This window comes from Burkholderia sp. LK4, assembly GCF_001043615.1.
Lineage (GTDB): Bacteria > Pseudomonadota > Gammaproteobacteria > Burkholderiales > Burkholderiaceae > Burkholderia > Burkholderia cepacia.
The window spans coordinates 1-25,344 of sequence record NZ_LDUL01000099.1 but is presented as its reverse complement, the minus strand read 5'-3'; the positions used below and the strand labels follow the sequence as shown (position 1 = coordinate 25,344).

At 66.8% G+C, this 25,344-nt stretch carries 25 protein-coding genes and 2 tRNA genes; 15 read left to right on the top strand and 12 right to left on the bottom strand.

Annotated elements, in window-relative coordinates; genetic code table 11:
• The first annotated feature begins 7 nt into the window (after positions 1-7).
• Both lolA and VK92_RS35750 read left to right on the top strand, forming a co-directional pair.
• Positions 8-697 carry an outer membrane lipoprotein chaperone LolA gene (lolA, locus tag VK92_RS35755; RefSeq protein WP_048024184.1) on the top strand — a complete coding sequence of 230 codons (690 nt, stop codon included), beginning with the start codon at positions 8-10 and terminating at the stop codon, positions 695-697.
• A gap of 241 nt (positions 698-938) precedes the next feature.
• Positions 939-2,249, top strand: coding sequence for a replication-associated recombination protein A (locus tag VK92_RS35750; protein ID WP_048024183.1), 1,311 nt, complete (start codon positions 939-941; stop codon positions 2,247-2,249).
• A gap of 39 nt (positions 2,250-2,288) precedes the next feature.
• On the opposite strand, the gene VK92_RS35745 is transcribed toward VK92_RS35750, so the two are convergent.
• Entirely contained in the window at positions 2,289-2,555 is a 267-nt protein-coding gene (locus VK92_RS35745) for a DUF2164 domain-containing protein (RefSeq protein ID WP_021163431.1), read from the bottom strand.
• 263 nt (positions 2,556-2,818) lie between these two features.
• On the opposite strand from VK92_RS35745, the gene serS reads away from it, so the two are divergent.
• The 3 genes from serS (at position 2,819) to VK92_RS35730 (ending at position 6,201) form a co-directional block, all read left to right on the top strand.
• The gene (gene serS / locus VK92_RS35740) at positions 2,819-4,120 is read left to right on the top strand and encodes a serine--tRNA ligase (RefSeq protein ID WP_021163430.1); all 1,302 of its coding nucleotides are present in this window, start codon (positions 2,819-2,821) and stop codon (positions 4,118-4,120) included.
• 136 nt (positions 4,121-4,256) lie between these two features.
• Positions 4,257-4,347 (top strand) — tRNA-Ser (locus VK92_RS35735).
• Positions 4,348-4,665: 318 nt separating this feature from the next.
• Positions 4,666-6,201, top strand: a complete 1,536-nt coding sequence (locus VK92_RS35730) for a methyl-accepting chemotaxis protein (RefSeq protein WP_048024181.1) — start codon at positions 4,666-4,668, stop codon at positions 6,199-6,201.
• 105 nt (positions 6,202-6,306) lie between these two features.
• On the opposite strand, the gene VK92_RS35725 is transcribed toward VK92_RS35730, so the two are convergent.
• On the bottom strand, positions 6,307-7,467 hold the full coding sequence (locus VK92_RS35725) for an alkane 1-monooxygenase (protein WP_048024179.1): 1,161 nt from the start codon (positions 7,465-7,467) through the stop codon (positions 6,307-6,309).
• Positions 7,468-8,131: 664 nt separating this feature from the next.
• Here VK92_RS35725 and VK92_RS35720 point away from each other — a divergent pair.
• The 5 genes from VK92_RS35720 to VK92_RS35700 all read left to right on the top strand — a co-directional run bounded on the left by VK92_RS35720 (position 8,132) and on the right by VK92_RS35700 (position 11,309).
• Positions 8,132-8,644 carry a GNAT family N-acetyltransferase gene (locus VK92_RS35720; protein WP_027788116.1) on the top strand — a complete coding sequence of 171 codons (513 nt, stop codon included), beginning with the start codon at positions 8,132-8,134 and terminating at the stop codon, positions 8,642-8,644.
• A 181-nt stretch (positions 8,645-8,825) separates the two neighbouring features.
• Positions 8,826-9,605, top strand: coding sequence for a septum site-determining protein MinC (gene minC / locus VK92_RS35715; protein ID WP_048024177.1), 780 nt, complete (start codon positions 8,826-8,828; stop codon positions 9,603-9,605).
• 59 nt (positions 9,606-9,664) lie between these two features.
• Positions 9,665-10,480, top strand: coding sequence for a septum site-determining protein MinD (gene minD, locus VK92_RS35710; protein WP_042978309.1), 816 nt, complete (start codon positions 9,665-9,667; stop codon positions 10,478-10,480).
• Positions 10,481-10,492: 12 nt separating this feature from the next.
• Positions 10,493-10,747, top strand: a complete 255-nt coding sequence (gene minE / locus VK92_RS35705) for a cell division topological specificity factor MinE (RefSeq protein ID WP_006486661.1) — start codon at positions 10,493-10,495, stop codon at positions 10,745-10,747.
• A gap of 160 nt (positions 10,748-10,907) precedes the next feature.
• Positions 10,908-11,309 (top strand): YXWGXW repeat-containing protein, encoded by a 402-nt coding sequence (locus VK92_RS35700; protein ID WP_021164139.1) that lies wholly within the window; start codon positions 10,908-10,910, stop codon positions 11,307-11,309.
• 116 nt (positions 11,310-11,425) lie between these two features.
• Here VK92_RS35700 and VK92_RS35690 read toward each other — a convergent pair whose 3' ends face one another.
• Positions 11,426-12,985 (bottom strand): chloride channel protein, encoded by a 1,560-nt coding sequence (locus VK92_RS35690; protein WP_048029009.1) that lies wholly within the window; start codon positions 12,983-12,985, stop codon positions 11,426-11,428.
• A gap of 170 nt (positions 12,986-13,155) precedes the next feature.
• Here VK92_RS35690 and waaC point away from each other — a divergent pair, with 170 nt between their 5' ends.
• Positions 13,156-14,154, top strand: a complete 999-nt coding sequence (gene waaC, locus VK92_RS35685; RefSeq protein WP_048026772.1) for a lipopolysaccharide heptosyltransferase I — start codon at positions 13,156-13,158, stop codon at positions 14,152-14,154.
• 19 nt (positions 14,155-14,173) lie between these two features.
• Here waaC and VK92_RS35680 read toward each other — a convergent pair whose 3' ends face one another.
• From VK92_RS35680 to rph, 9 genes are all read right to left on the bottom strand, one after another.
• On the bottom strand, positions 14,174-14,353 hold the full coding sequence (locus tag VK92_RS35680; protein WP_021164136.1) for a hypothetical protein: 180 nt from the start codon (positions 14,351-14,353) through the stop codon (positions 14,174-14,176).
• Positions 14,354-14,455: 102 nt separating this feature from the next.
• The gene (locus VK92_RS35675; protein ID WP_021164135.1) at positions 14,456-15,766 is read right to left on the bottom strand and encodes an MFS transporter; all 1,311 of its coding nucleotides are present in this window, start codon (positions 15,764-15,766) and stop codon (positions 14,456-14,458) included.
• Positions 15,767-16,060: 294 nt separating this feature from the next.
• The gene (locus tag VK92_RS35670; RefSeq protein ID WP_021164133.1) at positions 16,061-16,552 is read right to left on the bottom strand and encodes an energy transducer TonB family protein; all 492 of its coding nucleotides are present in this window, start codon (positions 16,550-16,552) and stop codon (positions 16,061-16,063) included.
• Positions 16,553-16,885: 333 nt separating this feature from the next.
• A complete protein-coding gene (locus VK92_RS35665; RefSeq protein ID WP_027788108.1) occupies positions 16,886-17,179 on the bottom strand; it encodes a hypothetical protein in 294 nt (97 codons plus the stop codon).
• Positions 17,180-17,412: 233 nt separating this feature from the next.
• Positions 17,413-17,808: a hypothetical protein gene (locus tag VK92_RS35660; RefSeq protein ID WP_021164130.1), complete on the bottom strand. Its 396-nt coding sequence runs from the start codon at positions 17,806-17,808 to the stop codon at positions 17,413-17,415.
• 143 nt (positions 17,809-17,951) lie between these two features.
• A tRNA-Ser gene (locus VK92_RS35655) sits at positions 17,952-18,039 on the bottom strand.
• Between the two features lie 44 nt (positions 18,040-18,083).
• Positions 18,084-19,298 (bottom strand): radical SAM family heme chaperone HemW, encoded by a 1,215-nt coding sequence (gene hemW, locus VK92_RS35650; RefSeq protein ID WP_048026770.1) that lies wholly within the window; start codon positions 19,296-19,298, stop codon positions 18,084-18,086.
• 34 nt (positions 19,299-19,332) lie between these two features.
• Positions 19,333-19,959, bottom strand: coding sequence for an RdgB/HAM1 family non-canonical purine NTP pyrophosphatase (rdgB, locus tag VK92_RS35645; RefSeq protein ID WP_021164128.1), 627 nt, complete (start codon positions 19,957-19,959; stop codon positions 19,333-19,335).
• A gap of 1 nt (position 19,960) precedes the next feature.
• Complete coding sequence (gene rph / locus VK92_RS35640; RefSeq protein WP_021164127.1) at positions 19,961-20,692, bottom strand: ribonuclease PH; 732 nt, start codon at positions 20,690-20,692, stop codon at positions 19,961-19,963.
• 173 nt (positions 20,693-20,865) lie between these two features.
• Between rph and VK92_RS35635 the strand changes: the two genes are divergently transcribed.
• From VK92_RS35635 to VK92_RS35620, 4 genes are all read left to right on the top strand, one after another.
• Complete coding sequence (locus tag VK92_RS35635; protein WP_021164126.1) at positions 20,866-21,789, top strand: YicC/YloC family endoribonuclease; 924 nt, start codon at positions 20,866-20,868, stop codon at positions 21,787-21,789.
• Between the two features lie 7 nt (positions 21,790-21,796).
• On the top strand, positions 21,797-22,480 hold the full coding sequence (gene gmk / locus VK92_RS35630) for a guanylate kinase (protein WP_048026769.1): 684 nt from the start codon (positions 21,797-21,799) through the stop codon (positions 22,478-22,480).
• Positions 22,481-22,538: 58 nt separating this feature from the next.
• On the top strand, positions 22,539-22,742 hold the full coding sequence (rpoZ, locus tag VK92_RS35625; protein WP_006025620.1) for a DNA-directed RNA polymerase subunit omega: 204 nt from the start codon (positions 22,539-22,541) through the stop codon (positions 22,740-22,742).
• Positions 22,743-22,805: 63 nt separating this feature from the next.
• Positions 22,806-25,172 (top strand): RelA/SpoT family protein, encoded by a 2,367-nt coding sequence (locus tag VK92_RS35620; RefSeq protein WP_021164124.1) that lies wholly within the window; start codon positions 22,806-22,808, stop codon positions 25,170-25,172.
• The last annotated feature ends 172 nt before the right edge of the window (positions 25,173-25,344 follow it).

Sequence of the window (25,344 nt, the reverse complement as noted above, 5' to 3'; positions counted from 1 at the left end):
CCGCAATATGCAGCAACATTCGTTCGCAATGTCCCTTCGTTCGACGCGGCGCTGGCTCGGCGCGGCGCTCGCCGGCGCATCGCTGATGCTCGCGGCGACGCACGCGTTCGCGGGCGGCACCGAGCAACTGAAGGCGTTCGTGTCGCAGGTGCGTTCGGCGAAGGGCGACTTCACGCAGCAGATCGTCAAGGCACCGTCGAAGGGCGCGAGCGCCGCGCAGGCCGTGCCGAAGCCCACCGACAATTCGAGCGGCACGTTCGTGTTCGCGCGCCCGGGCAAGTTCATCTGGACGTACCAGAAGCCGTACCAGCAGGTGCTGCAGGCCGACGGCGAGAAGCTCTACGTGTATGACCGCGACCTGAACCAGGTGACCGAGCGCAAGCTGAACGGCGCGCTGGGCGCGAGCCCGGCCGCGATCCTGTTCGGCAGCAACGATCTCGACAAGAGCTACACGCTGCGCGATGCCGGCGAGAAGGGCGGCATCGAGTGGCTCGAGATGCTGCCGAAGGCGCAGGATACGCAGTTCCAGCGGATCGGCATCGGCTTTCGCAACGGCACGCTCGCCGCGATGGAGCTGCACGACGTGTTCGGCAACGTCACGCTGCTGACGTTTACGAACATCCAGACGAATCCGCCGCTGAAGGGCGATACGTTCAAGTTCGTCGTGCCGAAGGGCGCCGACGTGATTACCGGCTGACCGGCGCCGCACGCCGCTTTTTCGCAACGGGCCTGCCGGCGACGGCAGGCCCGTGTTGTTTTCGGGCGCGGGCACCGTGCGCGGGCACCAGGCGCGGGCACCGGGCACGGGCAGCAGGCACGGGCAGCAGGCACGGGCAGCAGGCACGGGCAGCAGGCACGGCGGTGCCGTCGCGCGGCTGTCATAATGTCGAGTCCGGCGGCCGGTTCGGCCGCGACCGTTTGATGTGGAGCGAGGGTTCATGTCCGATCTGTTTCAAGTCGAGCCGCGCCGCCCGCTCGCCGAGGCGCTGCGGCCGAAGACGCTCGCCGAGGTGATCGGCCAGACGCATTTGCTGGGCGAAGGCAAGCCGCTGCGGCTCGCGTTCGAATCGGGCAAGCCGCATTCGATGATCCTGTGGGGGCCGCCCGGCGTCGGCAAGACGACGCTCGCGCGGCTCACCGCGCTCGCGTTCGACTGCGAGTTCATCGCGCTGTCCGCGGTGCTCGGCGGCGTGAAGGACATCCGCGAGTCGATGGAGCAGGCGAAGGACACGCTGAACCGCACCGGCCGCCACACGATCCTGTTCGTCGACGAGATCCACCGCTTCAACAAGGGGCAGCAGGACGCGTTGCTGCCGTTCGTCGAGTCGGGGCTCGTGACCTTCATCGGCGCCACGACCGAGAACCCGAGCTTCGAGGTCAATTCGGCGTTGCTGTCGCGTGCGCAGGTGTACGTGCTGAAGTCGCTGGACGACGACGAAATGCGCCAGTTGCTGAAGCGCGCACAGGAAATCGCGCTCGACGGCCTCGCGTTCGACGACAAGGCGATCGAAACGCTGGTCGGTTATGCGGACGGCGACGCGCGGCGCTTCCTGAACCTGCTCGAGCAGGCGCAGACGGCGGCCACGTCGGCCGGCGTCGCGACGATCGACGCCGATTTCGTCAGCAGCGCGATGACGCTGAACGCGCGGCGCTTCGACAAGGGCGGCGACAACTTCTACGACCAGATCTCGGCGCTGCACAAGTCGGTGCGCGGTTCGAGCCCGGACGGTGCGCTGTACTGGTTCTGCCGGATGATCGACGGCGGCGCGGATCCGAAGTACCTCGCGCGGCGGATCGTGCGGATGGCGTGGGAAGACATCGGCCTGGCCGACCCGCGCGCGCTGCAGGTGGCGAACGACGCGGCCGAAACCTACGAGCGGCTCGGCTCGCCGGAAGGCGAGCTCGCGCTCGGGCAGGCGGTGATCTATCTCGCGTGCGCGGCGAAGAGCAACGCGGGTTACAACGCGTTCAACCAGGCGATGGCGTTCGTGAAGCAGGACAAGTCGCGCGAGGTGCCCGTGCACCTGCGCAACGCACCGACCAGGCTGATGAAGGAACTCGGCTACGGTCACGCGTATCGCTACGCGCACGACGAGCCGAATGCGTATGCGGCCGGCGAGACGTACCTGCCGGACGGGATGCGCGAACCGCGCTGGTACAAGCCGGTGCCGCGCGGGCTCGAATCGAAGATCGCCGACAAGCTCGCGTGGCTGCGCGAACTCGATCGCGAAGCCGGCAAGAAGGACTGACGGCGCGGCCCGGGCCGGCCGGCGTGGTCGTGGCTCGCGTCAGCGCTTGCGTGCCGGCTGCTTCTTCCAGTAGTCGAACGGCTCCTGATGGCATTCGATGTCGAGTTCGGCGATGCGCGTGTGCAGGCTCGACTGCGCGTCGGCGATCGCGAGGTTGTAGATCACCGGGCCGATCTCCTCGACGAAGAAGTGCAGCAGCGCGCCGGCCTGGATATTGCCGATCGGCTCGTCCATGTTTTCTGTGAAATAGCGTTGCAGTGACGCGATCGCGCGGTCGCGTATTTCCTTGTCCAGTTCGATGGCCATCGGGTTCCTTGGGGTGCTGTGACGTGGGGCGGGCGCCTCGCTCGATGCGCTGCCGCCGGCCCGCGCGGGCGTTTCGCGATCCGCGGCGCTTCGATGCCGTGCGATTTCGCGGGTGACGACGGGCAGGCCGGCAACGCGATACTGCCATGGCCGTCGCGCCACGGTCATCGCCCGTTTGCAGCATAGTCCGTCCGTCCAGTGCCTTGGCGGCCCTGCGGTGCGTTAGAATTCCCGTCTTACACAACGATTTTCCAAGTCCTCCCATGCTCGACATCCAGTTGCTGCGCAAAGACCTCGACGGCGTCGCGAAGCGCCTCGCCGATCGCGGCTACACCCTCGACATCGCCGCGTTCTCCGCCCTCGAAGCGGAACGCCGCGCGATCCAGACCCGCACCGAAGAGCTCCAGGCGCGCCGCAACAGCCTGTCGAAGCAGATCGGTGCGATGAAGGGGAAGGGCGAGGACACATCGGCCGTGATGGCCGAGGTCGGCGGGATCGGCGACGAAATGAAGGCGGGGGAAGCCAAGCTCGGCGACATCCAGGCGCGCCTGTCCGACCTGATGCTCGGTATGCCGAACGTCGCGCATGAAAGCGTGCCGGTCGGCAAGGACGAAGCCGACAACGTCGAGGTGCGCCGCTGGGGCACGCCGCGCCAGTTCGACTTCGAGGTGAAGGATCACGTCGACGTCGGCACGCCGCTCGGCCTCGATTTCGAGACCGGCGCAAAGCTCGCCGGCGCGCGCTTCACGATGCTGCGCGGCTCGATCGCGCGCCTGCACCGCGCGCTCGCGCAGTTCATGATCGACACGCACACGCAGCAGCACGGCTACACCGAAGCCTATACGCCGTACATCGTGAACCCCGAGATCCTGTACGGTACCGGCCAGCTGCCGAAGTTCGCGGACGACATGTTCCGCGTCGAGAAGGGCGGCGAGGAGAACAAGGTCACGCAATACCTGATCTCCACGTCGGAAATCTCGCTGACGAACACCGTGCGCGAGTCGATCGTCGAAGGCTCCGCGCTGCCGATCAAGCTGACCGCGCATTCGCCATGCTTCCGCTCGGAAGCCGGTTCGTATGGCCGCGACACGCGCGGGATGATCCGCCAGCACCAGTTCGACAAGGTCGAGATGGTGCAGGTCGTCGCGCCGGATGCGTCGTACGCGGCGCTCGACGAGATGGTCGGCCATGCGGAAGCGATCCTGCAGAAGCTCGGCCTGCCGTACCGCGTGATCACGCTGTGCACGGGCGACATGGGCTTCTCGGCCGCGAAGACGTTCGACCTCGAAGTGTGGCTGCCTGCGCAGAACACCTATCGCGAGATCTCGAGTTGCTCGAATACCGAGGCGTTCCAGGCGCGCCGGATGCAGGCGCGTTTCCGCAACGCACAGGGCAAGCCGGAACTCGTGCATACGCTCAACGGTTCGGGCCTTGCGGTCGGCCGCACGCTCGTCGCTGTGCTGGAGAACTACCAGAACGCGGACGGCTCGGTCACGGTGCCGGAAGTGCTGCGTCCGTACATGGGCGGCATCGAGCGTATCGACGCGCCGGCACAGGCGTCGTAACGTCGCGCTCCGGCGATCGCTTCAATCCCTCGCAAAAAAATTTGCAAAAAGGGCTTGTGAGATTCGAAGAGATCGTTCTATAATCTTTTCTTTCGCGGAAACGACCAAACGCGAAATGCAGTAAAGCAGCAAGGAAGGAGAGGTGGCAGAGTGGTCGAATGTACCTGACTCGAAATCAGGCGTACGGTTTCCCCGTACCGTGGGTTCGAATCCCACCCTCTCCGCCAAAATACGAAGCCCCTTGATCCGGAAGGATCAAGGGGTTTTTCGTTTTGGGCTTGCCCAATCGTGTGTCTCAAGGCGTGGCGGCGGCAACAGCATCGACCGTCGATGCATCGGAATGTGCCGATGCGATAGCGACCGTGTCCCATACGTCTTGCTGCGCAGTGGGCAGCGTCGGCAGTCCAGCCTGTCCGGATCGCGGGGCGCGTGCTCGTCCTGTCCTTGCCGCTTTCTTCAGCTTTAAGCCCGCGCTTGCTGCGCCGTTAACACGGGGCGGCCGGCGCTCATGCCGGACTGCACCGTTCCCGTCGATCCAAGGTCCCATGAAGCTGAGCTACAAGATTCCCCTCGCATTTGCCGTTGCGCTGCTGCTGATGTTCGGCGGCGCGCTGTACGGCATCCATATTCTCAATCGGTCGATCGATACGTTTGCCGACGACGTGCAGACGAACGTCGGCGACGAACGGCTCGTGTCGGCCACGCTCGTGCAGTTCAAGCTGCAAGTGCAGGAATGGAAAGACACGCTGTTGCGCGGCAAGCAGCCCGCGAAGCTCGACCAGTACTGGCAGGCGTTCCAGACGCGCGAGCACACGGTCGATACGCTCGCCGCGCAGCTCGTTCATCAGTTGCCGCCCGGCGAGAGCCGCTCGCTCGTCGAGCAGTTCATGCGTGCGCACACGGCGATGGGCGAGGGTTACCGGCGCGGGTTCGACGCATTCAAGGCGGCCGGCTTCGAGCCGTCGGCCGGCGATGCCGCCGTGGCGGGCGTCGACCGCGAACCCGCGGTGCTGCTGGAGCGGGCCGCGAAGTCGATTGCCGACGAGAGTGCCGCCGTGTCGGCGCAGGCGAGCCGCGATGCGCAGCACGCCACTGTCGCGAGCCTCGTGCTGATGCTGGTCGTGCTCGGCGTCGCGATGGTCGGTGCGTTCCTGTTCAGCCGCGCGATCCTGCGTCCGCTCGACCGCGCGGTCGCATGCGCGCAGGCCGTCGCCGAGGGCGACCTGACGCGCGACGTCGACGCGGCCGGCCGCGACGAGATCGCCGACCTGCTGCGCGCGTTGCGGACGATGCAGGCGAGCCTGTCGGGCGTCGTGCTCGAAGTGCGTACGCACGCCGAAGCCGTCGCGACGGCGAGCGCACAGATCGCGTCGGGCAATCATGATCTGTCGGCGCGTACCGAGGCACAGGCCGCGTCGCTCGAGGAGACGGCCGCCAGCATGACCGAACTCACGGGCATCGTCCGCCAGTCGGCCGAGCACGCGCAGCACGCGGCGCAGCTGGCGCGCGACGCATCGACGATCGCGGCGGCCGGCGGCGGCGTGATGTCGGATGCCGTCGGTACGATGAACGGCATCGCCGACAGCTCGGCGAAGGTCGGCGAGATCATCGCGGTGATCGACGGCATTGCGTTCCAGACCAACATCCTCGCGCTGAACGCAGCGGTCGAGGCGGCGCGCGCGGGCGAGCAGGGGCGCGGCTTCGCGGTCGTCGCGGCGGAAGTGCGTACGCTCGCGCAGCGCAGCGCCGCCGCCGCGAAGGAGATCAAGGGGCTCATCGAGCAGTCGACGCGGCGGGTCGACGAAGGCGCCGTGCTGATCGGCCAGGCGGGCGAGTCGATTCACGAGATCGTCGGCGCGGTGCAGCGCGTCACGACGATCGTCGGCGAGATCTCGTCCGCGTCGCAGGAGCAGAGCGGCGGCATCCAGCAGGTGAACATCGCGGTCACGCAGATGGACGAAGCGACGCAGCGCAACGCGGCGCTCGTCGAGCAGGCATCGGCCGCGACGCAGGCACTCGCCGAGCAGGCGAGCGCGCTGCGGCATGCGGTTGCCGTGTTCAGGTTGCCGGAAATGGCGTGACGGGGGCGCCGTCGTGCCCGGCTCGAACGAAGCCGGGGGCCGGCGCGGCATCGGCTGTCGGCGGTACGCGCCGACGCCAAGCCACCAGCGGCCCGGCCCCCGCGATCAAGCCGTGGCCGGATATTGCGCGAGCACCCGGGCGCGGATCGACGGCTTGATGTTCGATTGCGCCATGTTGCCGCCGTAGTGCGCGACCACCCGCGGATTCATCACGCGATACCAGAGCGGCGGCACGTACGCGAACAGGATCATCGTCGCGTAGCCGGCCGGCAGTTGCGGCGAATCGTCGAAGTGGCGCAGCGCCTGGTACGAGCGCGTCGGATTCGCGTGATGGTCGGCGTGCCGCTGCAACTGGTACAGGAACAGGTTGGTGACGACGTGATTGCTGTTCCACGAATGTTGCGGCGTGCAGCGTTCGTAGCGGCCGTTCGGCAGCTTGCGGCGGCCGAGCCCGTAGTGCTCGACGTAGTTCACGACTTCGAGCAGCGACGCGCCGTAGACGGCCTGGATCACGAGGAACGGGATCACGACCTTGCCGGCCATCGCGATCGCGATGCCCCACACGACGACGGTCATCGCCCATGCGTGCAGCACCTCGTTGCGCCAGGTCCACGGCGAATGCCCGAGGCGTTCGAGGCGGGCCTTCTCGAGCCGCCAAGCGGAGCGGATGCTGCCGGTCACGGTGCGCGGCAGGAAGGCCCAGAACGATTCGCCGTAGCGCGCGCTCGCCGGATCCTCGGCCGTCGCGACACGTACATGGTGGCCGCGATTGTGCTCGACGTAGAAATGGCCGTATGCGACCGGCGCGAGCGTGATCTTCGCGAGCCAGCGCTCGAAGCGGTCGGTCTTGTGCCCGAGTTCATGCGCGGTATTGATCGAGATGCCCGTCGCGGCGCCGAGCGACAGCGCGAAGCCGACATAGTCGTACCAGGCGAGCGCGTGCGTGCCGACGATCCATACGCACGCGAAGAACGCGACGTATTCGACGAGGGTCGCGAGATAGACGATCAGCCGGTAGTAGCGCTCCCGTTCGAGGTGCGGCACCACGGCCTCGGGCGGATTGTCGCGATCGTCGCCGATCAGCGTGTCGAGGATCGGGATCACGCCGAACGCGAACAGCGGGCCGAACCACCAGAACACGTGCAGGCCCGTCGACAGCGCGAGCTGGGCGGCGAGAATCGGCAGCGTGATCGTCAGCGCGCCGAGCAGCCACAGGTAACGCTTGCCATCCGACCAGCCCGAAGCCGATCCGTCGGTCATTGCCATTGTCTCCCTCCTGCCGGCCGGCCCGAAGGCGGCCGCCTGTACGGTTGTTCGAATTCTCGTTGGCCCGCGACGCACGCGCGGTTGAACCGGATCGTCGTCCGGTTCTGCCTGTTATACGACCCATGTGCACGCTTGCCAAACTCCGGCACTAGGCGTGCGGCTCCAAACGGCGGCGCGCGTGCGGCGCAGGCAGGGAAGGGCCCGCGCACGCCGATTGAAACATGCGGGAATGGCCGGATCGGCCCGCGCGGGCGGCAGGTTTGTCAGACGGATGGCGTGCCGTGACGAGGACGGGCATCGACGCTGCGGGTTCGCAACAAATGTTGCGTCGCAATATGCGGAGCGGGATGGCGACCCATGTCGCTTGCTTCGACGTTACCAATATTACGGTTCATTACGCCTTTCATGATGAAATGCACGGGTCCCGACCTGCGGCTGCCTCGTGCCGCAAGGCGACTGGCGCCAGGTGTCGAATGAAGCCGTCGCGGAGGTCGTCCGGTTGCCGCATCGATGCGCCGATGCTGCACCTGCACACGGGTTGGCCGCATGGCCGCCCGCAGGGCCTGCCGCCTTTCGATTCGCGCCGCCATTTGAAAATTACGATTTGACTCATGCCCCGCTTTCGGTTGAAGCTAATAGCTTGCTGTCCGAAGGGTGTGCCTGCATGAGTTCGACCTTGACCGTTCGTCGTATCGTTGCCGACCAGGGCGGCGTGTATCGCGAACTCCGCGCTGCATCGCTGCGCGAGCCCTACGCGCCCGGCGAAGCGCCGGAGGCCGAATTGCTGAACGTCGAAACGGACGCAGCGTCGGCGATCGCCGCGCAGCGCGCCGTGTCCGACGAGTCGACGACTTTCCTGCTGTATACCGAAGGCCATCCGGCCGGCATGATCGGCGCGTATTTCGACAATACGCCCGATCGGCGTGCATTCGTCAGCGAGCTGTGGGTCGCGCACGCGGTGCGCCATCTGCGCGGCGGCGTGCTGCTGCTGGAGACGGCCACCGCCTGGCTCGCCGAGCGCGGCGCCCAGGACGTCTACGCGTGGATTGCCGATGCGAACCGCAACGCGATCCGCTTCTACGAGCGCGCGGGTTTCGGCAACACCGGCGAACACGCGCCGATCGCGCGGATGCCCGGTGCGATGAAATCGCTGTACGTGTCGCAGGTGAAACACTGACGCGACGTCAGAACGCGGGCCGCGCGGCGCGATGAAGGTCCGGTCGCCCGCTTGCCAGCCCGCTTGCCAGCCCGCTCTCCGGTTGCGCACCCGCCCGGTGCGCCGCAACCCGGTTCCCCAAAAATAATGGCCGCGCGCGTGGACGCCTGTAAAATACGCAAAAAATTTTTGCAGAGTGTCCATGTCGCTTAAAAAATCGCCATTCTTCGAGCTGCGCAGCGGATCGGTCGATACGTTGCTGTTCACCGTGAAGACGACCGATCTCGATGCGTTGCGTACCGAACTGGTCAAGCGCTTCGAAGCGACTCCCGAGTTTTTCGCCGACGATGTCGTCGCGATCGACGTCCGCCGCCTGGCGGACGGCGAACGCGTCGCGCTGGCGGACATCCGCCAGATGCTGAACGACGTGCGGATGCGCCCGGTGGGTGTCGTCGCGCTGGCCACGCAGGGCTGGGCGGGGGAAGCCGGCCTGCCGTTGCTCGAGGCGCGCGATCGCCGCGTGCCGGCCGCGAAACCGGCCGAGGGCGCGGAAGCGTCGCCGGTCGCCGAGGCCGTCGTCGCTGCGGCAGCCGCGGTGGCGCCCGAGCAGGCGTCCGAGCCGGTGCCGGTGTCGAACCAGCCGGGCGGCCAGACGCTCGTGATCGACCGGCCGTTGCGTTCGGGGCAGCAGATTTACGCGAAAGGAGACCTCGTGGTGCTCGCGCCGGTCAGTCACGGCGCGGAGATCATCGCGGAAGGCAATATCCACATCTACGCGCCGTTGCGCGGCCGCGCACTCGCGGGCGTGCACGGCAATCACGACGCGCGCATTTTCTGCACGTGTCTCGAGCCGGAACTGATTTCGATCGCGGGTATCTATCGGACAACCGAGAACCCGTTGCCCGCCGATGTACTGGGGAAAGCGGTGCAGATCCGGCTCGAAGAGGAAAAACTGATGATCGAACCGCTGCGCCTGACGTAATACACGCGGTGCGCTCCGGATCGATCGGCTCTCATTGACGAACACAGGGTATTGGGTAAATGGCAAAAATCATCGTGGTGACCTCGGGCAAGGGCGGCGTGGGCAAGACGACGACGAGCGCGAGCTTTGCGTCCGGTCTCGCGCTGCGCGGCCACAAGACGGCCGTGATCGACTTCGACGTCGGCCTGCGCAACCTCGATCTCATCATGGGCTGCGAGCGCCGCGTGGTGTACGACCTCGTGAACGTGATCCAGGGCGAAGCGAACCTGAACCAGGCGCTGATCAAGGACAAGAAGTGCGAGAACCTGTTCATCCTGCCGGCGTCGCAGACGCGCGACAAGGATGCGCTCACGCGCGAAGGCGTCGAGAAGGTGCTGAACGACCTCGCCGCGATGGACTTCGAATACATCGTCTGCGATTCGCCGGCCGGCATCGAGGCGGGCGCGCTGCACGCGATGTACTTCGCGGATGAAGCGCTGATCGTCACGAACCCGGAAGTGTCGTCGGTGCGCGACTCCGACCGCATTCTCGGCATCCTGTCGTCGAAGACGAAGCGTGCGACCGAAGGCAAGGATCCGATCAAGGAACACCTGCTGATCACGCGCTACAGCCCGAAGCGCGTCAGCGAAGGCGAGATGCTGTCGCTCGAGGACATCAGCGAGATCCTGCGCATCAAGCTGATCGGCGTGGTGCCCGAGTCGGAAGCCGTCCTGCATGCGTCGAACCAGGGCCTGCCGGCCGTGCATATCGACGGCACCGACGTGGCGGAAGCGTACAAGGACGTCGTCGCGCGCTTCCTCGGTGAAGACAAGCCGCTGCGCTTCACCGATTACCAGAAGCCGGGCCTGCTGCAGCGCCTCTTCGGCAGCAAGTAACGGAGGCCGCCAATGTCCATCCTTTCGTTTCTCCTCGGTGAGAAGAAGAAGTCCGCGTCTGTCGCGAAGGAGCGCCTGCAGCTCATCATCGCGCACGAGCGCGTCGGCGGCCGCCCGCCGGCCGATTACCTGCCGGCGCTGCAGAAGGAGCTGGTCGCGGTCATCTCGAAGTACGTCCATATTTCGAACGATGACATCCGCGTGAGCCTCGAGCGCCAGGACGATCTCGAAGTCCTCGAAGTGAAGATCGAGATCCCGCAGGCCTGAGTGCTACCTGTGTCCCTCCGCACGGCGGCAGTCGCCGCCGTGCGCGTCTTACGCCCTGTTGCACTTTCGGGCACGCCGTAACACGGCGCCTGTCGGCCGTTATCGCTCCTCCCGCATTGAACGAATACGCTCGCGTAACTTGTTCAACCTGGAGGTTGTGATGGCTGTCTCTACTGTTCAACGTCGTATCGTTTCGCTCGCCCTGCTTGCCGCGAGCCTGTCAGCCGTCGTCGCGCCGCTTGCCGCGCATGCGGAGGAGATTCTCGTCGGCACACCCGTGATCGCGCCGCAGGGCCGCGTGGTCGTCGCCGAGCCGGTCGCCGTGCGCACCGAGGAAGTCGTCATCGTCGCGCCGAATGCGCCGCCGCCGGTGCGCTACGAGGTCGTGCCGTCCGCGCGCGTGGGCTATGTGTGGGATCGCGGGCACTGGCACTGGGAGCATGGCCGCTACGTGTGGATCGGCGGCCACTGGGAGGCCGAGCGCGTCGGCATGCAATGGGTGCCGGGCCATTGGGACCAGCGCGGTCCGAACTGGTTCTGGACCCGTGGCCACTGGGCGTGATGGAGGCGGGCGATGAAAAGAACCGCAATCGCCATCGCGCTCGTCGCGATCACGCTGGCCGGGTGCATCGTCGTGCCGGCACGGCCCGTGTACTACCGGCCGGCACCCGTCGTGATCTACTGAGCGTCGCGCGGGCCGGGCTGCGCCGCGTCGTTGGTCCCGGCCGCGGCCGGCTCGTCGTCGTGCGGCGCGGGCGCATCGGTGGCGCCTTCGATCGGTGCGCCGGCGGACGGCACTTCACTATCTTCGTCGCGCAGCGTGTCGAGCGGGTCGGCGGGCGCGGCGGCCGCATCCTGCGGCTCGGTGACGCCGGTTGCCACCGTCGTGCTCGCCGCGGCTGCCGCAGCCGGTTCCGCGGCCGCGACGGGCGGCGCGAGATAGCGCAGCGCGAGCGTCTCGTAGAGCGGCGGCGCGAAGAAGCGCGATACGCGGCTCGACACCAACGCGGTGGCCATCAGCGAAATCACGAGTGCGTGACCGTTGATCATCTCCATCACGATCACGAACGACGTGATCGGCGACTGCGTGACGGCCGCCATGTAGCCCACCATCGCGAGCGCGATCAGCATCGGCAGGCTCATGTTGCTGAACACGACGTGCAGCAGGTTGCCGAACCCTGCGCCGATCGACAGCGACGGGGCGAAGATCCCGCCGGGGATGCCCGGCAGGTACGACGCGACCATCGACACCATTTTCAGGAACGGGTAGAACACCGACAGATGCTGGCTGCCGTCGAGCAGGCCGCGTGCTTCGGCATAGCCGCTGCCGAAGGTCGTGCCGCCCGATACGAGGCCGACGACGGCGATCGCGAAGCCGCACAGCGCGGCGAACGCGATCGGCCGCTCGCGATACAGGCCCAGCAATCGCGCGGGCAACCAGCGCCCCGTGTTGAGCAGCAGCCAGCAGAACAGCCCGCCCGCGATCCCGGTCACGATCGCGGTGACCAGCACGGCGAGCGCCAGCAGTTTCGGGAAATGGGGGCCGGCATCGATCGTACCGAAATACGTGTAGTTGCCGTTCAGGCCGAGTGCGACGACGCCGGCGAGTATGATCGCGGTGATCAGCACGCCGCTGGCACGCGCGGAGAAGCTGCGCGTCAGCTCCTCGATCGCGAATACGATTCCGGCGAGCGGCGTATTGAACGCGGCCGACAGCCCGGCCGCCGCGCCGGCGAGCACCAGCTGGCGTTCGATCTGCGCGTTCGAGCGCGGGTAGAAGCGCCGCAGGTTGAACATCAGCGCCGCGCCGACCTGCACGGTCGGCCCTTCGCGGCCAATCGTGAAGCCGCCGAGGATGCCGAGGAACGACACCAGCACCTTGCCGAACAGGATGCGCAGCGTCAGCAGCCGGGAGCCGAACGCGCTCGGGCGCGCATGCAGCGTCGCAATCACCTGCGGGATGCCGCTGCCCTCGGCGCCGCGGAAGAAGCGGCGCGTGATCCATACCGACACCGCGGCGATTGCCGGCGTCAGCAGCAGCGGCAGCCACGCGGCGTGATCGCGCATCGTGCGGAAGCTTTCATAGCCCCAGTCGATCAGTCGCGCGTAGAGTACGGCCGCAAGGCCGACGACAATCGCGCCGAGCCAGAAAACGCCGTACTGGCGCCAGATCCTCAACGAGCGACGGGTGAGGGCGGGAAACAGGGCGGGAAGGGCGGCAAGAGCGGGGCGTGGCATCGGCGGGGCCATCGGGCAAAGGAGACATTATAAAAAGGAACCGGGGTCGCCCAGTGGGCGACAGGGTTTCGCAAGCTTGTAGCATTTCGTTGCAAATGTAATTCAAGAGTAATGTTCGCGGCGGGTATCCGTCGTTAGCATCCCAAAATGGCTGGCTATTCCCCGCAAACGTGAAACGCATCCTCATCGTGAAAGTGACGTCGCTCGGCGATGTCGTCCAGACGCTGCCTGTCGTGGCGGATCTGCATCGCGCCTTTCCCGGCGTAACGGTCGACTGGGCGGTGGACGAATCGTGCGCGGAGGTCGTGCGCTGGCATCCGGGCGTCAGCCGTGTCCTTTGCGCGCCGCTGCGCCGTTTCAAGAAGATGCGCAATCGCGGCGACCTGAAGGCGATCTCGGCGTCGATCGGCGCGCTGCGGGCGCACCGCTACGATGTGGTGATCGACCTGCACGGCGTCTACAAGAGCGCGATCATTTCGGTGCTGGCGCGCGCCGCGCGCCGCATCGGCTACCAGACGCAGGATCTCGGCGAAACGGGCGCCCGCTTCGCGTATTCGCACCGCTTCGGCCCGCGGCCGGACTGCGATGCGTGGCACGGGATGCGCGTGAGCGCGGGCGAGGCGCTCGGTTACGCGCCCGAGGGTGTCGCTACGTACGGTATCGTTCCGCCGCAGGACGCGAACCTGCCGACGGCCGTGACCGACGGTGCACCGTTCATGCTGTTGTTCCATGCGACGTCCAACCCCGACAAGAAATGGCCGGCCGATCACTGGGCCGCGCTCGCCACGCAGATGATGGCGCGCGGCGTGCGCGTGCTGCTGCCGTGGGGATCGGCTGCCGAGCACGACGACGCGCAGGACATCGCCGCACGCGCGCCGGGGGCGGTCGTGCTGCCCGCGATGACGGTGCGCGAACTCGGCGCGGCGCTTGGCCGGGCTGCGCTCGTGGTGGGGGTCGATACGGGATTCGTGCACATGGCGCACGCGTTGCAGCGGCCGACCGTGATGATCTTCGTTGCGACGTCGCGGCACCATTGCGGGATCGGCGGCGCGCCGAATGCCCTGTCCATCGGCGAGCCGGGCACGGTGCCGTCGGTCGAGGAGGCGCTGGACGCGATCGGTGCGGTCTGCCCGGCCTACGGCGCGCTGCGTGCGCGACTGACCGCCTGACGAAGCGGGGCGGGCCGGTTCAGGCGAGCAGCGCCTCGACCGTGACGACGGCAGCGATCGCCGCCAGGTTCGCCAGCAGCGCCTCGAACACGAGGCCGCGCCACGTCTTCGGCCGGAAGCGCAGCGCGAGCAGGAGCGCGCCACCGAGCGCAAGCGCGAGGATCAGGACGAGATCGGCATTGCCGAGGCGGATGTTCATGGCGGCGGCTCCATCGGGGCGGGATCCCGGGCGCGCGGCGGCGCACCCAGGATCGAGTATAGGCAGCGCCGGCCACCGCACAACCCGGGTCGCCCCGGAGACTCAGACGAGCGACGCGTCGCGCGTTTCGCGCATCAGCAGCACGCCGATCAGGCTGATGGCCGCCGCAACCGATACATACCCGCCGACCCACGACAGCCCGCCGCGCGCCGCCAGCAGTTGCGCGATGTACGGCGCGATCGACGCGCCGAGGATCCCGCCGAGGTTGTACGCGACCCCTGCGCCCGTATAGCGGACGTTGGTCGGGAACAGTTCCGGCAGCAGCGCGCCCATCGGCGCGAACGTCACGCCCATCAGGAACAGCTCGATCGTCAGGAACAGCGCGACGAGCGGCATCGAGCCGCTGCCGAGCAGCGGTTCCATCGCGAAACCCGACAGCAGCGCGGCGATCGCGCCCACGACCAGCACCGGTTTGCGGCCGAAGCGATCGGATGCCCACGCGGACAGCGGCGTCGCGAGTCCCATGAACACGACCGCGAAACACAGCAGGCCGAGGAAGCTCTGGCGCGGAATATGCAGCGCCGACACGCCATACGACAGCGAAAACACCGTCGAGATATAGAACAGCGTGTAGCAGACGACCATCGCGAGCGCGCCGAGCAGCGTCGGCTGCCAGTGTTGCGTGACGAGGGTCGCGACCGGCACGCGTACGCGCTCGTTGCGATCGAGCGCGGCCTGGAACGCGGGCGTTTCGGTGATCTTGAGTCGCACGTACAGGCCGAGCGCGACGAGCACCGCGCTGACCAGGAACGGGATGCGCCAGCCCCAGCTGCGGAACTGCTCGTCCGACAGCGACAACGCGAGCGCGAAGAACAGGCCGTTCGACATCAGGAAGCCGACCGAGGGCCCGAGCTGCGGGAACATGCCGAACCAGCCCCGCTTGCCCTGCGGCGCATGCTCGGTCGCGAGCAGCGCGGCGCCGCCCCATTCGCCGCCGAGGCCGATCCCCTGGCCGAAGCGCAGCACGCACAGCAGCACCGGCGCGAGCGTGCCGATCGCGTCGTAGCCGGGCACGAAGCCGATTGCGGTGGTGGATACGCCCATCACGAGCAGCGACGCGACGAGCGTCGATTTGCGCCCGATGCGGTCGCCGAAGTGCCCGAACAGGAACGAGCCGATCGGGCGCGCGATGAACGCGATGCCGAACGTGACGAACGCGGACAGCGCCTGTGCGGTCGCGGAGCCGTGTGGAAAGAATACGGGGCCGATGACGAGCGCGGCAGCCGTTGCGTACACATAGAAATCGTAGAACTCGATCGCGGTGCCGATGAAGCTCGCGAACACGATGCGCCGGTGGCTGACGGCGCCGGCCGAACCGGTTGCGTGTGCAACGGTCGGGGGGGATGCGGACATGGATGTCTCCGTTTTGTCGTTAGGGCGGTCGGCTGGGCGTGCGGTCGGACAGGCGGACGCCTGCCGGGGGCAGCCGAGCGGATGATGCGGTAGCGGCGTGGACGCGCGCCGTGGCGCGGACGTCACCCGCCGGTCGACGATGGAGACGGGTACGTCGCCGCCGCCCGGTGCCGGCGTGGTCGGCTCGCATGCCGGGTGGGGCGCACGAACGCGCGCGCGGCGTGATGGCCGCGCGATTGCGGAAAATTATAGCCAGCGCCGCCGCGCACCGGCAATCGCGGTGCGGCGGGCCGGTCAGTCGATCGATTGCGCCTGCGCCGACGCGGTGCTTTGCAACTGGAAGTGGCCGTCGTCGTTGAAGAGCCAGCCTTCCATCATTTCGAGCCGGCCGTTGCCGTCGAGCAGCCGCGACGGTGGCGGCGGCAGCGGTGCCGAGCGGCGCAGCGACGCGAGCGCGAGCGCTTCCGCTTCGTTGTCGCCGTTGCTGCGATAGACGGATGCGTTGACGAGCCGGCCGCTGCCATCGACGGTGAAGGCCACGACGACGAGCGAACGGAGCATGGCCTGCGGCGTGCCGTGCAGCATGCCGGACGGATTGCGTTCGGCGACACGCTGCGCGACTTCGACGCGGTATTGGTCGAGGCTGCCAGTGCGTGTGACCGACGGAATCGTCAGGATCGAGTGCAGCGACGGAGGTGGCGTAATCGTGCACGCCGCGAGCATGGCGACGACGGCCAGTGCAACTGCACGCAGCCGGTCGACGCGCGAACGGGAAAGGGGGCGCATGGGAGGCTAGCCAGAAGTGACTATAAAAAAATGATAGGCGCACGGACGCGAGCCGGCATCGGGAGAAACGCATAACGGGCGATGCCGGGTGTCGCGATCGCTGATGGCGACGCAGCGTGCGCCCGCGTATCGCGATGTGACGTGACATGTGACGGCACGCTCGCGCGGCTGCCGCACGTCCGCGTCCCGGCGCGCTTGTTGCACGGTTGAAAGCAAGGCGAGGAACGCGACCGGCACACAGGCGCTTGGCGACGGTTCGGCAGCGCGCATCGGTTGCCGCGGGCTGCACCGCGGCGGACGCCGCGCAATCGTCAGCGACGCGTGCCGCCCGGTTCAGAAACCGTGCGTGACGAGTGACAGGACCGACAGGTCGGGGTGCGTGCCGTCGATGATGCTCTTGCCGACATGCACGGCTTCGTGGACGGCTTCATCGAGGCTTGCGAAGCTTTCCTCGCCGTCCGCATGGAACGGTACCGCGTGGCCCGGTAACGCGGGATTCGCGCCGGGATGGCATACGTAGCCGGTGTAGGTGTAGCGCGTGTCGCTGCCGGGCACGGCAGCCGGCACGACATGGACCTCGAAGCCTTCGTAATCGACGTGTTCCGTCGGTATCGACAGTTCGGTCATGGCGATCTCCGTGTACCGCACGCAGGGGTGGCGCGCGCGGCATCGAGTACGCGGCGGCGGTCGTGTCGCCGTGTTGATCGAATTCTAGGTGATCGAGCGGCTGGCCGGGAGGCTTCCGGCGCGCTGCGGCGCGATGACGGGCTGCTGCCCGTGCCGGCGGCTCGGATGCCACACGAGAGCCCGGCGTGAACGCACGTGACGTTTCGACGAACGGGTTCGCGCGCGGCGCCGCATCATTGTTTGCAGCGGGCGTCCTTGCGCTGCACGACGATGATCACCGGGTATTTCTGGCCATGGTCGAGCTCCACGCGTGCCACGACGGTGAGCGTCGCCGGATCGGAATCGTCGTACACGCTCACCTGTTCGTTGCGCAGGTAGGTCACGCCGGTGCAGTTCGACGTGCGTCCGTCGTCTCCCACCTTGCACTGGAGGTCGTTGTCTTTCAGGTAGTTGTACGGCGACGGGCTCGCGAGGTATTCGCTCAGGCCGCGCGGCGAGCCGCCGACGCCGGACACGTATGCGATCGCGCACGACGCTTGCGCGGCGCTGCCGGACGCGGTGTCGGCTGCCGCGTGCGTGCTGACGGCCGCGAGCAAGGCGACGAGCGACGAGACGATGAGGGGCTTCATGACGTGGGGTTCCCGTTTCGCGAATCGGAGCGCCGGATTGTAGCGGCATCCGGCGGGACACGTCGGAACGTGGAGGGAAAGCCGTACGGGAACCAACAAAAAACCCCGTCATTCGCTGAATGGACGGGGTTTGGCAATCTTCCTGGCGGAAGCGGTGAGATTCGAACTCACGGACAGTTTCCCGTCGCCGGTTTTCAAGACCGGTGCCTTAAACCGCTCGGCCACGCTTCCACACGAGGCGGCATTGTAACCGAAATGCCGCGATCTTCATGCCCTCAATTGTCGCGCAGGAACAATTCCTGCAGGTCGTTGAGGAAACGCTGGCCGAGCGGCGTCGGCGCGATCTGCGCGAAATCGCGTGCGATCAGCCCGCGCCGTTCCGCTTCCTGCAGTGCCGGCTCGATCGTGCTCATCGGCAGGCCGGTGCGCTCGGCGAAGCTGTGCACGGGGAAGCCCTCGACGAGCCGCAGCGTGTTCAGCATGAACTCGAACGGCAGGTCGCGCGCGCCGACTTCACGCTCCTCCTGTACGGCCGTGCCGGCCATCGCCTGCTCGATGAAGGTCGCCGGATGCTTGTAGCGTGCCTGTCGCAGGATCCGGTTCGGAAACGACAGCTTCGTGTGCGCGCCCGCGCCGATCCCGAGATAGTCGCCGAAACGCCAGTAGTTCAGATTGTGCTTGCACTGATGATTCGGCTTCGCATACGCGGACACTTCGTAGCGCCCGTAACCGGCCTCGGCCGTACGTGCGTGAATCCATTCCTGCATGTCGGCCGACGCGTCGTCGTCGGGGACGACCGGCGGGAACTTCGCGAACAGCGTATTCGGCTCGAGCGTCAGGTGATACAGCGACAGATGCGGCGGCGCGTACGACAGTGCGGTTTCGATGTCGGTACGGCATTCGTCGAGCGTCTGGTTCGGCAGCGCGAACATCAGGTCGAGGTTGAAGTTGTCGAAGTTCTTCGCGGCGATCTCGACGGCCGCGCGCGCCTGCGCGGTGTCGTGAATCCGGCCGAGCGCCTTCAGGTGCGTTTCGTTGAAGCTCTGGATGCCGACCGACAGGCGGTTCACGCCGCTCGCGCGGAACTGCGCGAACTTCGCGGCCTCGAACGTGCCCGGATTCGCCTCGAGCGTGATCTCGGCATCGGCGTCGAGCGGCAGCAGCGCGCGCACGTCGGACAGCAGCCGGTCGAGGCCGGCGGCCGACAGCAGGCTCGGCGTGCCGCCGCCGATGAACACCGTATGCACCTGCCGGCCCCACACGAGCGGCAGCGCCTGCTCGAGATCGGCGCGCAGCGCGTCGAGATATTCGGTTTCCGGAAACCGTTCGCCTTTCCACTCGTGCGAGTTGAAATCGCAGTACGGGCACTTGCGCACGCACCACGGGAAATGCACGTACAGTGCGAGCGGCGGCAGCGACGTGAGCCGCACCTGGCCGGGCGACGTGAAGGTCGCGACGACGCGTGCGCCGGTTTCCGCGGCCTGGCTCATGTAACCTCCCGCAGCGAAGGGGTATCGGGCATGCTCATGCTTCCTCCGCGAGCCGCGCGAGCAGCGCCTTCAGCGCCAGCGCGCGGTGGCTGTGCGTGTTCTTCACGGCCGGTTCGAGTTCGGCGGCCGTCGCGCCGAGCGACGGCAGGTAGAAATACGGGTCATAGCCGAATCCGTGCTCGCCGCGCGGGGTATCGACGATCTCGCCCGCCCAGCGCCCTTCGGCGAACAGCGGCTCGGGGTCGTCCGCATGGCGCACGAGCGCGAGCACGCAGCAATAGTATGCGCGCCGGTCGTCGACGCCGCGCAGCTGCTCGACGAGATACGCGTTGTTCGCCGCATCGCCCTTGTCGCGGCCCGCGCGCTGCGCATAGCGCGCCGAATAGACGCCCGGCGCGCCGCGCAGCACGCGCACGCACAGGCCCGAATCGTCGGCGATCGCCGGCAGCCCGGTAAGCCGCGACGCGTGACGCGCCTTCGTCAGCGCGTTCTCGATGAAGGTGCCGAACGGCTCGTCCGCCTCGGGCACCGCGAGGTCGCCCTGCGGGACGATCTCGATGCCGACCGTCGAGAACAGCGCGGTGAATTCGCGCAGCTTGCCGGCGTTGTTCGACGCGAGGACGATGCGCGACAGCGGCGCGATGGTGTGGTCGTCCGGCATGTCAGGCGCCCAGCACGTCTTTCTGAAGCTGCACGAGTTCGGCGATCCCGCCCTGCGCGAGGTCGAGCAGCGCGTTCATCTCGGCGCGCGAGAACGGCACGCCTTCCGCCGTGCCCTGGACTTCGACGAAGCCGCCGGCGCCGGTCATCACGACGTTCATGTCGGTGTCGCAGCGCGAATCTTCCGCGTAATCGAGGTCGAGCACGGGCGCGCCTTCGTACACGCCGACCGAGATCGCGGCGACGTGGTCGGTGATCGGCGAGCGTGCGAGCTTGCCGGCCGCGATCAGCGTCGACACGGCGTCGTGTGCGGCGACGAACGCGCCGGTGATGCTCGCCGTGCGCGTGCCGCCGTCGGCCTGGATCACGTCGCAGTCGATGTGGATCGTGCGCGGGCCGAGCGCCTCGAGGTCGAACACGGCGCGCAGCGCGCGGCCGATCAGGCGCTGAATTTCCTGCGTGCGGCCGGTCTGCTTGCCGCGTGCGGCTTCGCGGTCGCTGCGCGTGTGCGTCGCGCGCGGCAGCATGCCGTATTCGGCGGTCAGCCAGCCTTGCCCGCGGTCGCGCAGGAAATCGGGCACGCGTTCGGAGACGCTCGCGGTGCAGAGCACCTTGGTGTCGCCGAATTCGACCAGCACCGAGCCTTCGGCGTGTTTCGTGTAGTGGCGCGTGAGGGCGACCTTGCGCAGTTCGTCGGCGCGGCGGCCGCTCGGGCGGGAAACGGAGGACGTCATGTGGGAATCGCGGAACGAGAGGAAACCCCGATTTTAGCGCCGAACGGCGGGCTTGCCCGGCGGGGTGGTTCCCAAAAATGGGATAATGCGCGCTTCCCGCCCCGCGCTTTCCGATGCGCCGGGCGCCTCGACATATCCCCGCCCGCGAGGGCACCCAGACGGCGAGACGAACCATGATCTACAGCATGACGGGCTACGCGAGCGCGACGCGCGAACTCGCGACGGCCACCGGTAACGGCGGCACCAGCGTGTCGGTCGAACTGCGCACCGTGAACTCGCGCTTCCTCGACCTGAATTTCCGGATGCCGGACGACGTGCGCGCGTGCGAACCCGCGCTGCGCGAAATGCTGATGAACAAGCTGTCGCGCGGCAAGGTCGACATCCGCATCAACCTGCAGCGCGGCGAGCAGAGCATCGGCGCCGGCGCGCTGAACCAGTCGGCGCTCGGCCAGCTCGCCGAGCTCGAGCGCTCGGTGCTGGACACGTTCCCGGGCGTCGGCCGCCTGCGCGCGGGCGAGATCCTGCGCTGGCCCGGCGTGATTGCCGAAAGCGGCGTGTCGGCGGAAGCGATCCGCGACGCGGTGCTCGCCTGCGGCAAGGAAGCGATCGGCGAGCTCGTCGTCGTGCGTTCGCGCGAAGGCGCGCAACTGGCGACGATGCTGCTGTCGAACGTCACCGAGATGGAAGCGATCGTCGCGCGCATCACGCCGCTCGTGCCGGAGCTGATCGCGAAGCATCAGCAGAAGATCGTCGAACGGCTGCAGGAAGCGCTCGGCATCGCGGCGCCCGAAGGCGGCGCGACGATCGTCACGCGCGAGGAGGCCGCGGAGCGCATTCGTCAGGAAGTGACGATGTACGGGATCCGGATCGACATCGCGGAAGAGCTGTCGCGGCTCACCGCGCACCTGAACGAAACGCGTCACGTGATCGAGAAGGGCGGCCGCGTCGGCAAGCGTCTCGACTTCATGATGCAGGAACTGAATCGCGAAGCGAACACGCTCGGCTCGAAGGCGGCGGCGAAGGAACTCGCCGACGCGTCGATGGCGCTGAAGCTGCTGATCGAGCAGATGCGCGAGCAAGTGCAAAACCTGGAGTAACAGCAACATGACCGAATCCACCCGCGACGTCCACACGTCGCATTCGCTGCACGGCGGCGTCTATCCCGGCAACCTGTTCATGGTCGTCGCGCCGTCGGGCGCCGGCAAGTCGACGCTCGTGAATGCGCTGCTGTCGAAGGACAACGACATCTGCCTGTCGATCTCGTACACGACGCGCAAGCCGCGCCCGGGCGAGCAGGACGGCCGGCACTATCACTTCACGACGGTCGAGGATTTCCGCGCGCGTCACGCGGCGCATGAATTCCTCGAGAGCGCGGAAGTGCACGGCAACTACTACGGCACGTCGCGCGTCTGGATCGAAGAGCAGATGAAGAACGGCCACGACGTGCTGCTCGAGATCGACTGGCAGGGCGCGCTGCAGGTGAAGAAGCAGTTCCGCAACGCGGTCGGCATCTTCATCCTGCCGCCGTCGCTCGACGCACTCGAGGAGCGCCTGAAGAAGCGCGGCCAGGACGAACCGAACGTGATCACGCGCCGCCTGCTCGCCGCCGGCAGCGAGATCGCGCACGCGTCGGAAGCGGAATACGTGGTGATCAACGAGAATTTCGAGCGTGCGCTCGCGGAGCTCGAATGCATCGTCGCGGCCACGCGTCTGCGCTTTGCTTCGCAGTACGCGCGACACACGGAGCTGTTCATCGAGCTCGGCATCCATCTGCCCCACGCGGAATGACGCGGGGGACGAGGGACATAAGGTAGAATAAGGACTATATTCAGAAGGAATTACCAACATGGCTCGCATTACCGTCGAAGACTGCCTGAAGCAAATCCCGAATCGCTTCGAACTGGCGCTCGCCGCCACCTATCGCGCGCGGCAGCTCGCGCAAGGCCATACGCCGAAGATCGAAAGCCGCGACAAGCCGACCGTCGTCGCGCTGCGCGAAATCGCTGCCGGCCAGGTCGGCGTCGAGATGCTGAAGAAGGTGCCGGTGTAACGCGCATCCGGCCCGTTCCAGCCATGTAATCCACGCGCGCAACGACTCGACCTGGAGGCGAATATGAGCACCACCCCATCGTCCGCCTCCGCGGATTCGACCACCGAAGCCACGGCCCAGTCGCCTGCGCGCCAGTACATCGACGCGGTCCTCGAACAGTCCTTCCGGCATCTGTTCGGGCCGACCGCCACACCGGAGCAGCCGCGCAAGCACGGCGTCGTTTCGATCGCGAAACTGACGGCCGTGCTGGCCGAGTATCTCGCTCCGGAAGAAATCAAAGAGGTCAAGGCGGCGTTCCACTTCAGCGACGAAGCCCACCTCGGTCAATATCGCCAGAGCGGCGAACCCTACATCACCCATCCCGTCGCCGTCGCGGAAATCTGTGCCGGCTGGAAGCTCGACGCGCAGGCCGTCATGGCAGCGCTCCTGCACGACGTGATGGAAGACCAGGGCGTGACCAAGAGCGAGCTGGCCGAACGGTTCGGCCCGAAGGTCGCCGAACTGGTCGACGGCCTGTCGAAGCTCGACAAGATGGAGTTCCGCAGTCGCGAGGAAGCGCAGGCGGAAAACTTCCGCAAGATGCTGCTCGCGATGGCACGCGACGTGCGCGTCATCCTCGTCAAGCTCGCCGACCGCCTGCACAACATGCGTACGCTCGGCGCGGTGCCGATGGAAAAGCGCCGCCGCGTCGCGCGCGAGACGCTCGATATCTACGCGCCGATCGCGCACCGCCTCGGGTTGAACAACACGTATCGTGAGCTGCAGGACATGAGCTTCGCGAACTTCAACCCGCATCGCTACGCGACACTCGAGAAGGCCGTCAAGGCGGCGCGCGGCAACCGCCGCGAAGTGATCAGCAAGATTCTCGAGGCCGCGCAGCGCGCGATGGCCGACGCGAAGATCGACGCCGAGATCACCGGCCGCGAAAAGACCATCTACAGCGTGTACCGCAAGATGCGCGACAAGCAGCTGTCGTTCTCGCAGGTGCTCGACGTGTACGGTTTTCGCGTCGTCGTCGACAGCCCGCTCGACTGCTACACGTGCATCGGCGCGCTGCACGCGCTGTACAAGCCCGTGCCCGGCAAGTTCAAGGACTACATCGCGATCCCGAAGATCAACGGCTATCAGTCGCTGCACACGACGCTCGTCGGTCCGTTCGGCGCGCCGATCGAGTTCCAGGTGCGCACGCGCAAGATGCATGAGATTGCCGAGGCGGGGGTCGCCGCGCACTGGCTGTACAAGAACGGCAGCGCCGATCTCAGTGACGTGCAGAAGCGCGCCCACCAGTGGCTGAAGTCGTTGCTCGACATCCAGAGCGAAGCCGGCGATTCGAGCGAATTCCTCGAGCACGTGAAGATCGACCTGTTCCCCGACGCGGTCTACGTGTTCACGCCGAAGTCGAAGATCATGGCGCTGCCGCGAGGCGCGACGGCGCTCGATTTCGCGTATTCGATCCACAGCGATCTCGGCAACCAGTGCGTGGCCGTGAAGATCAACAACGAGCTGCTGCCACTGCGCACCGAGCTGAAGAGCGGCGACATCGTCGAGGTGATCACCGCGCCGTATTCGAAGCCGAACCCCGCATGGCTCGGCTTCGTGCGTACCGGCAAGGCGCGCTCGGCGATCCGTCACTACCTGAAGACGATGCGCCTGAACGAGTCGGTGCAGCTTGGCGAGCGGCTGGTCGACCAGAGCCTGAAGGGCTATGGTCTCGCGCTCGCCGATGTCGAGCCGGAGGTGTGGGAGAAGCTCGTGCAGTGGACGGGCAACAAGAGCCGTCAGGAAATCTTCGCGGACATCGGCCTCGGCCGTCGCGTTGCCGCGGTGATGGCCAAGCGCATCGAGGTGTTGATGAGCGGCCGCGATGCGGACGACGATCTGCCGAAGTCCGAGCGGCATCCCGCGCACCATGCGCCGCCGGTCGTGATTACCGGCACCGAAGGGATGTCCGTGCAGTTGTCCGCGTGCTGCCGGCCGATTCCGGGCGACGCGATCATGGGCTACATCGGCATCGGCCTGGGGATGGCGATTCATACGACCGATTGCCGCGTGGCGCAGCGGATTCATCGCCGCGATCCGGGCCGCTGGATCGACGTCGAATGGGCGCCGCAGCCGGGCCGCCTGTTCGATGTCGCGGTGAAGGCGCTCGTGAAGAACACCAAGGGCATCTTTGCGCGCGTGGCGGCGGACATTACGTCGGCCGACGCGAATATCGTGCATATCGCGATGGACGAGGATCTGACACACGAGTCGACGGTACTGCGCTTCGTGATCCAGGTCAGCGACCGCGTGCATCTTGCGAACGTGATGCGGCGCGTGCGGACCAATCCGGACGTGATGCGGATCATGCGCGAGCGTTCGACCGACGACGGCGCGCACGCGCGCCATGACGGCGGCATGCGGATCGAGCGCGAGCGGCAGGATTATTGACGCTTGCAAGAGCGCGAGCGGGCGATTGATCGACGGCGGCCAATATGGCCGCCGTTTTCATTTGTGCGGCACGAAGGGCGAACGTGCGGCGTGGCCTGGACAAGGGCGCCTGTAAGCGGGCCGTGTCGTAAGCAAGGGAAGGGGAGGCTGTCAAGTCCTGGAATAGGTTGAC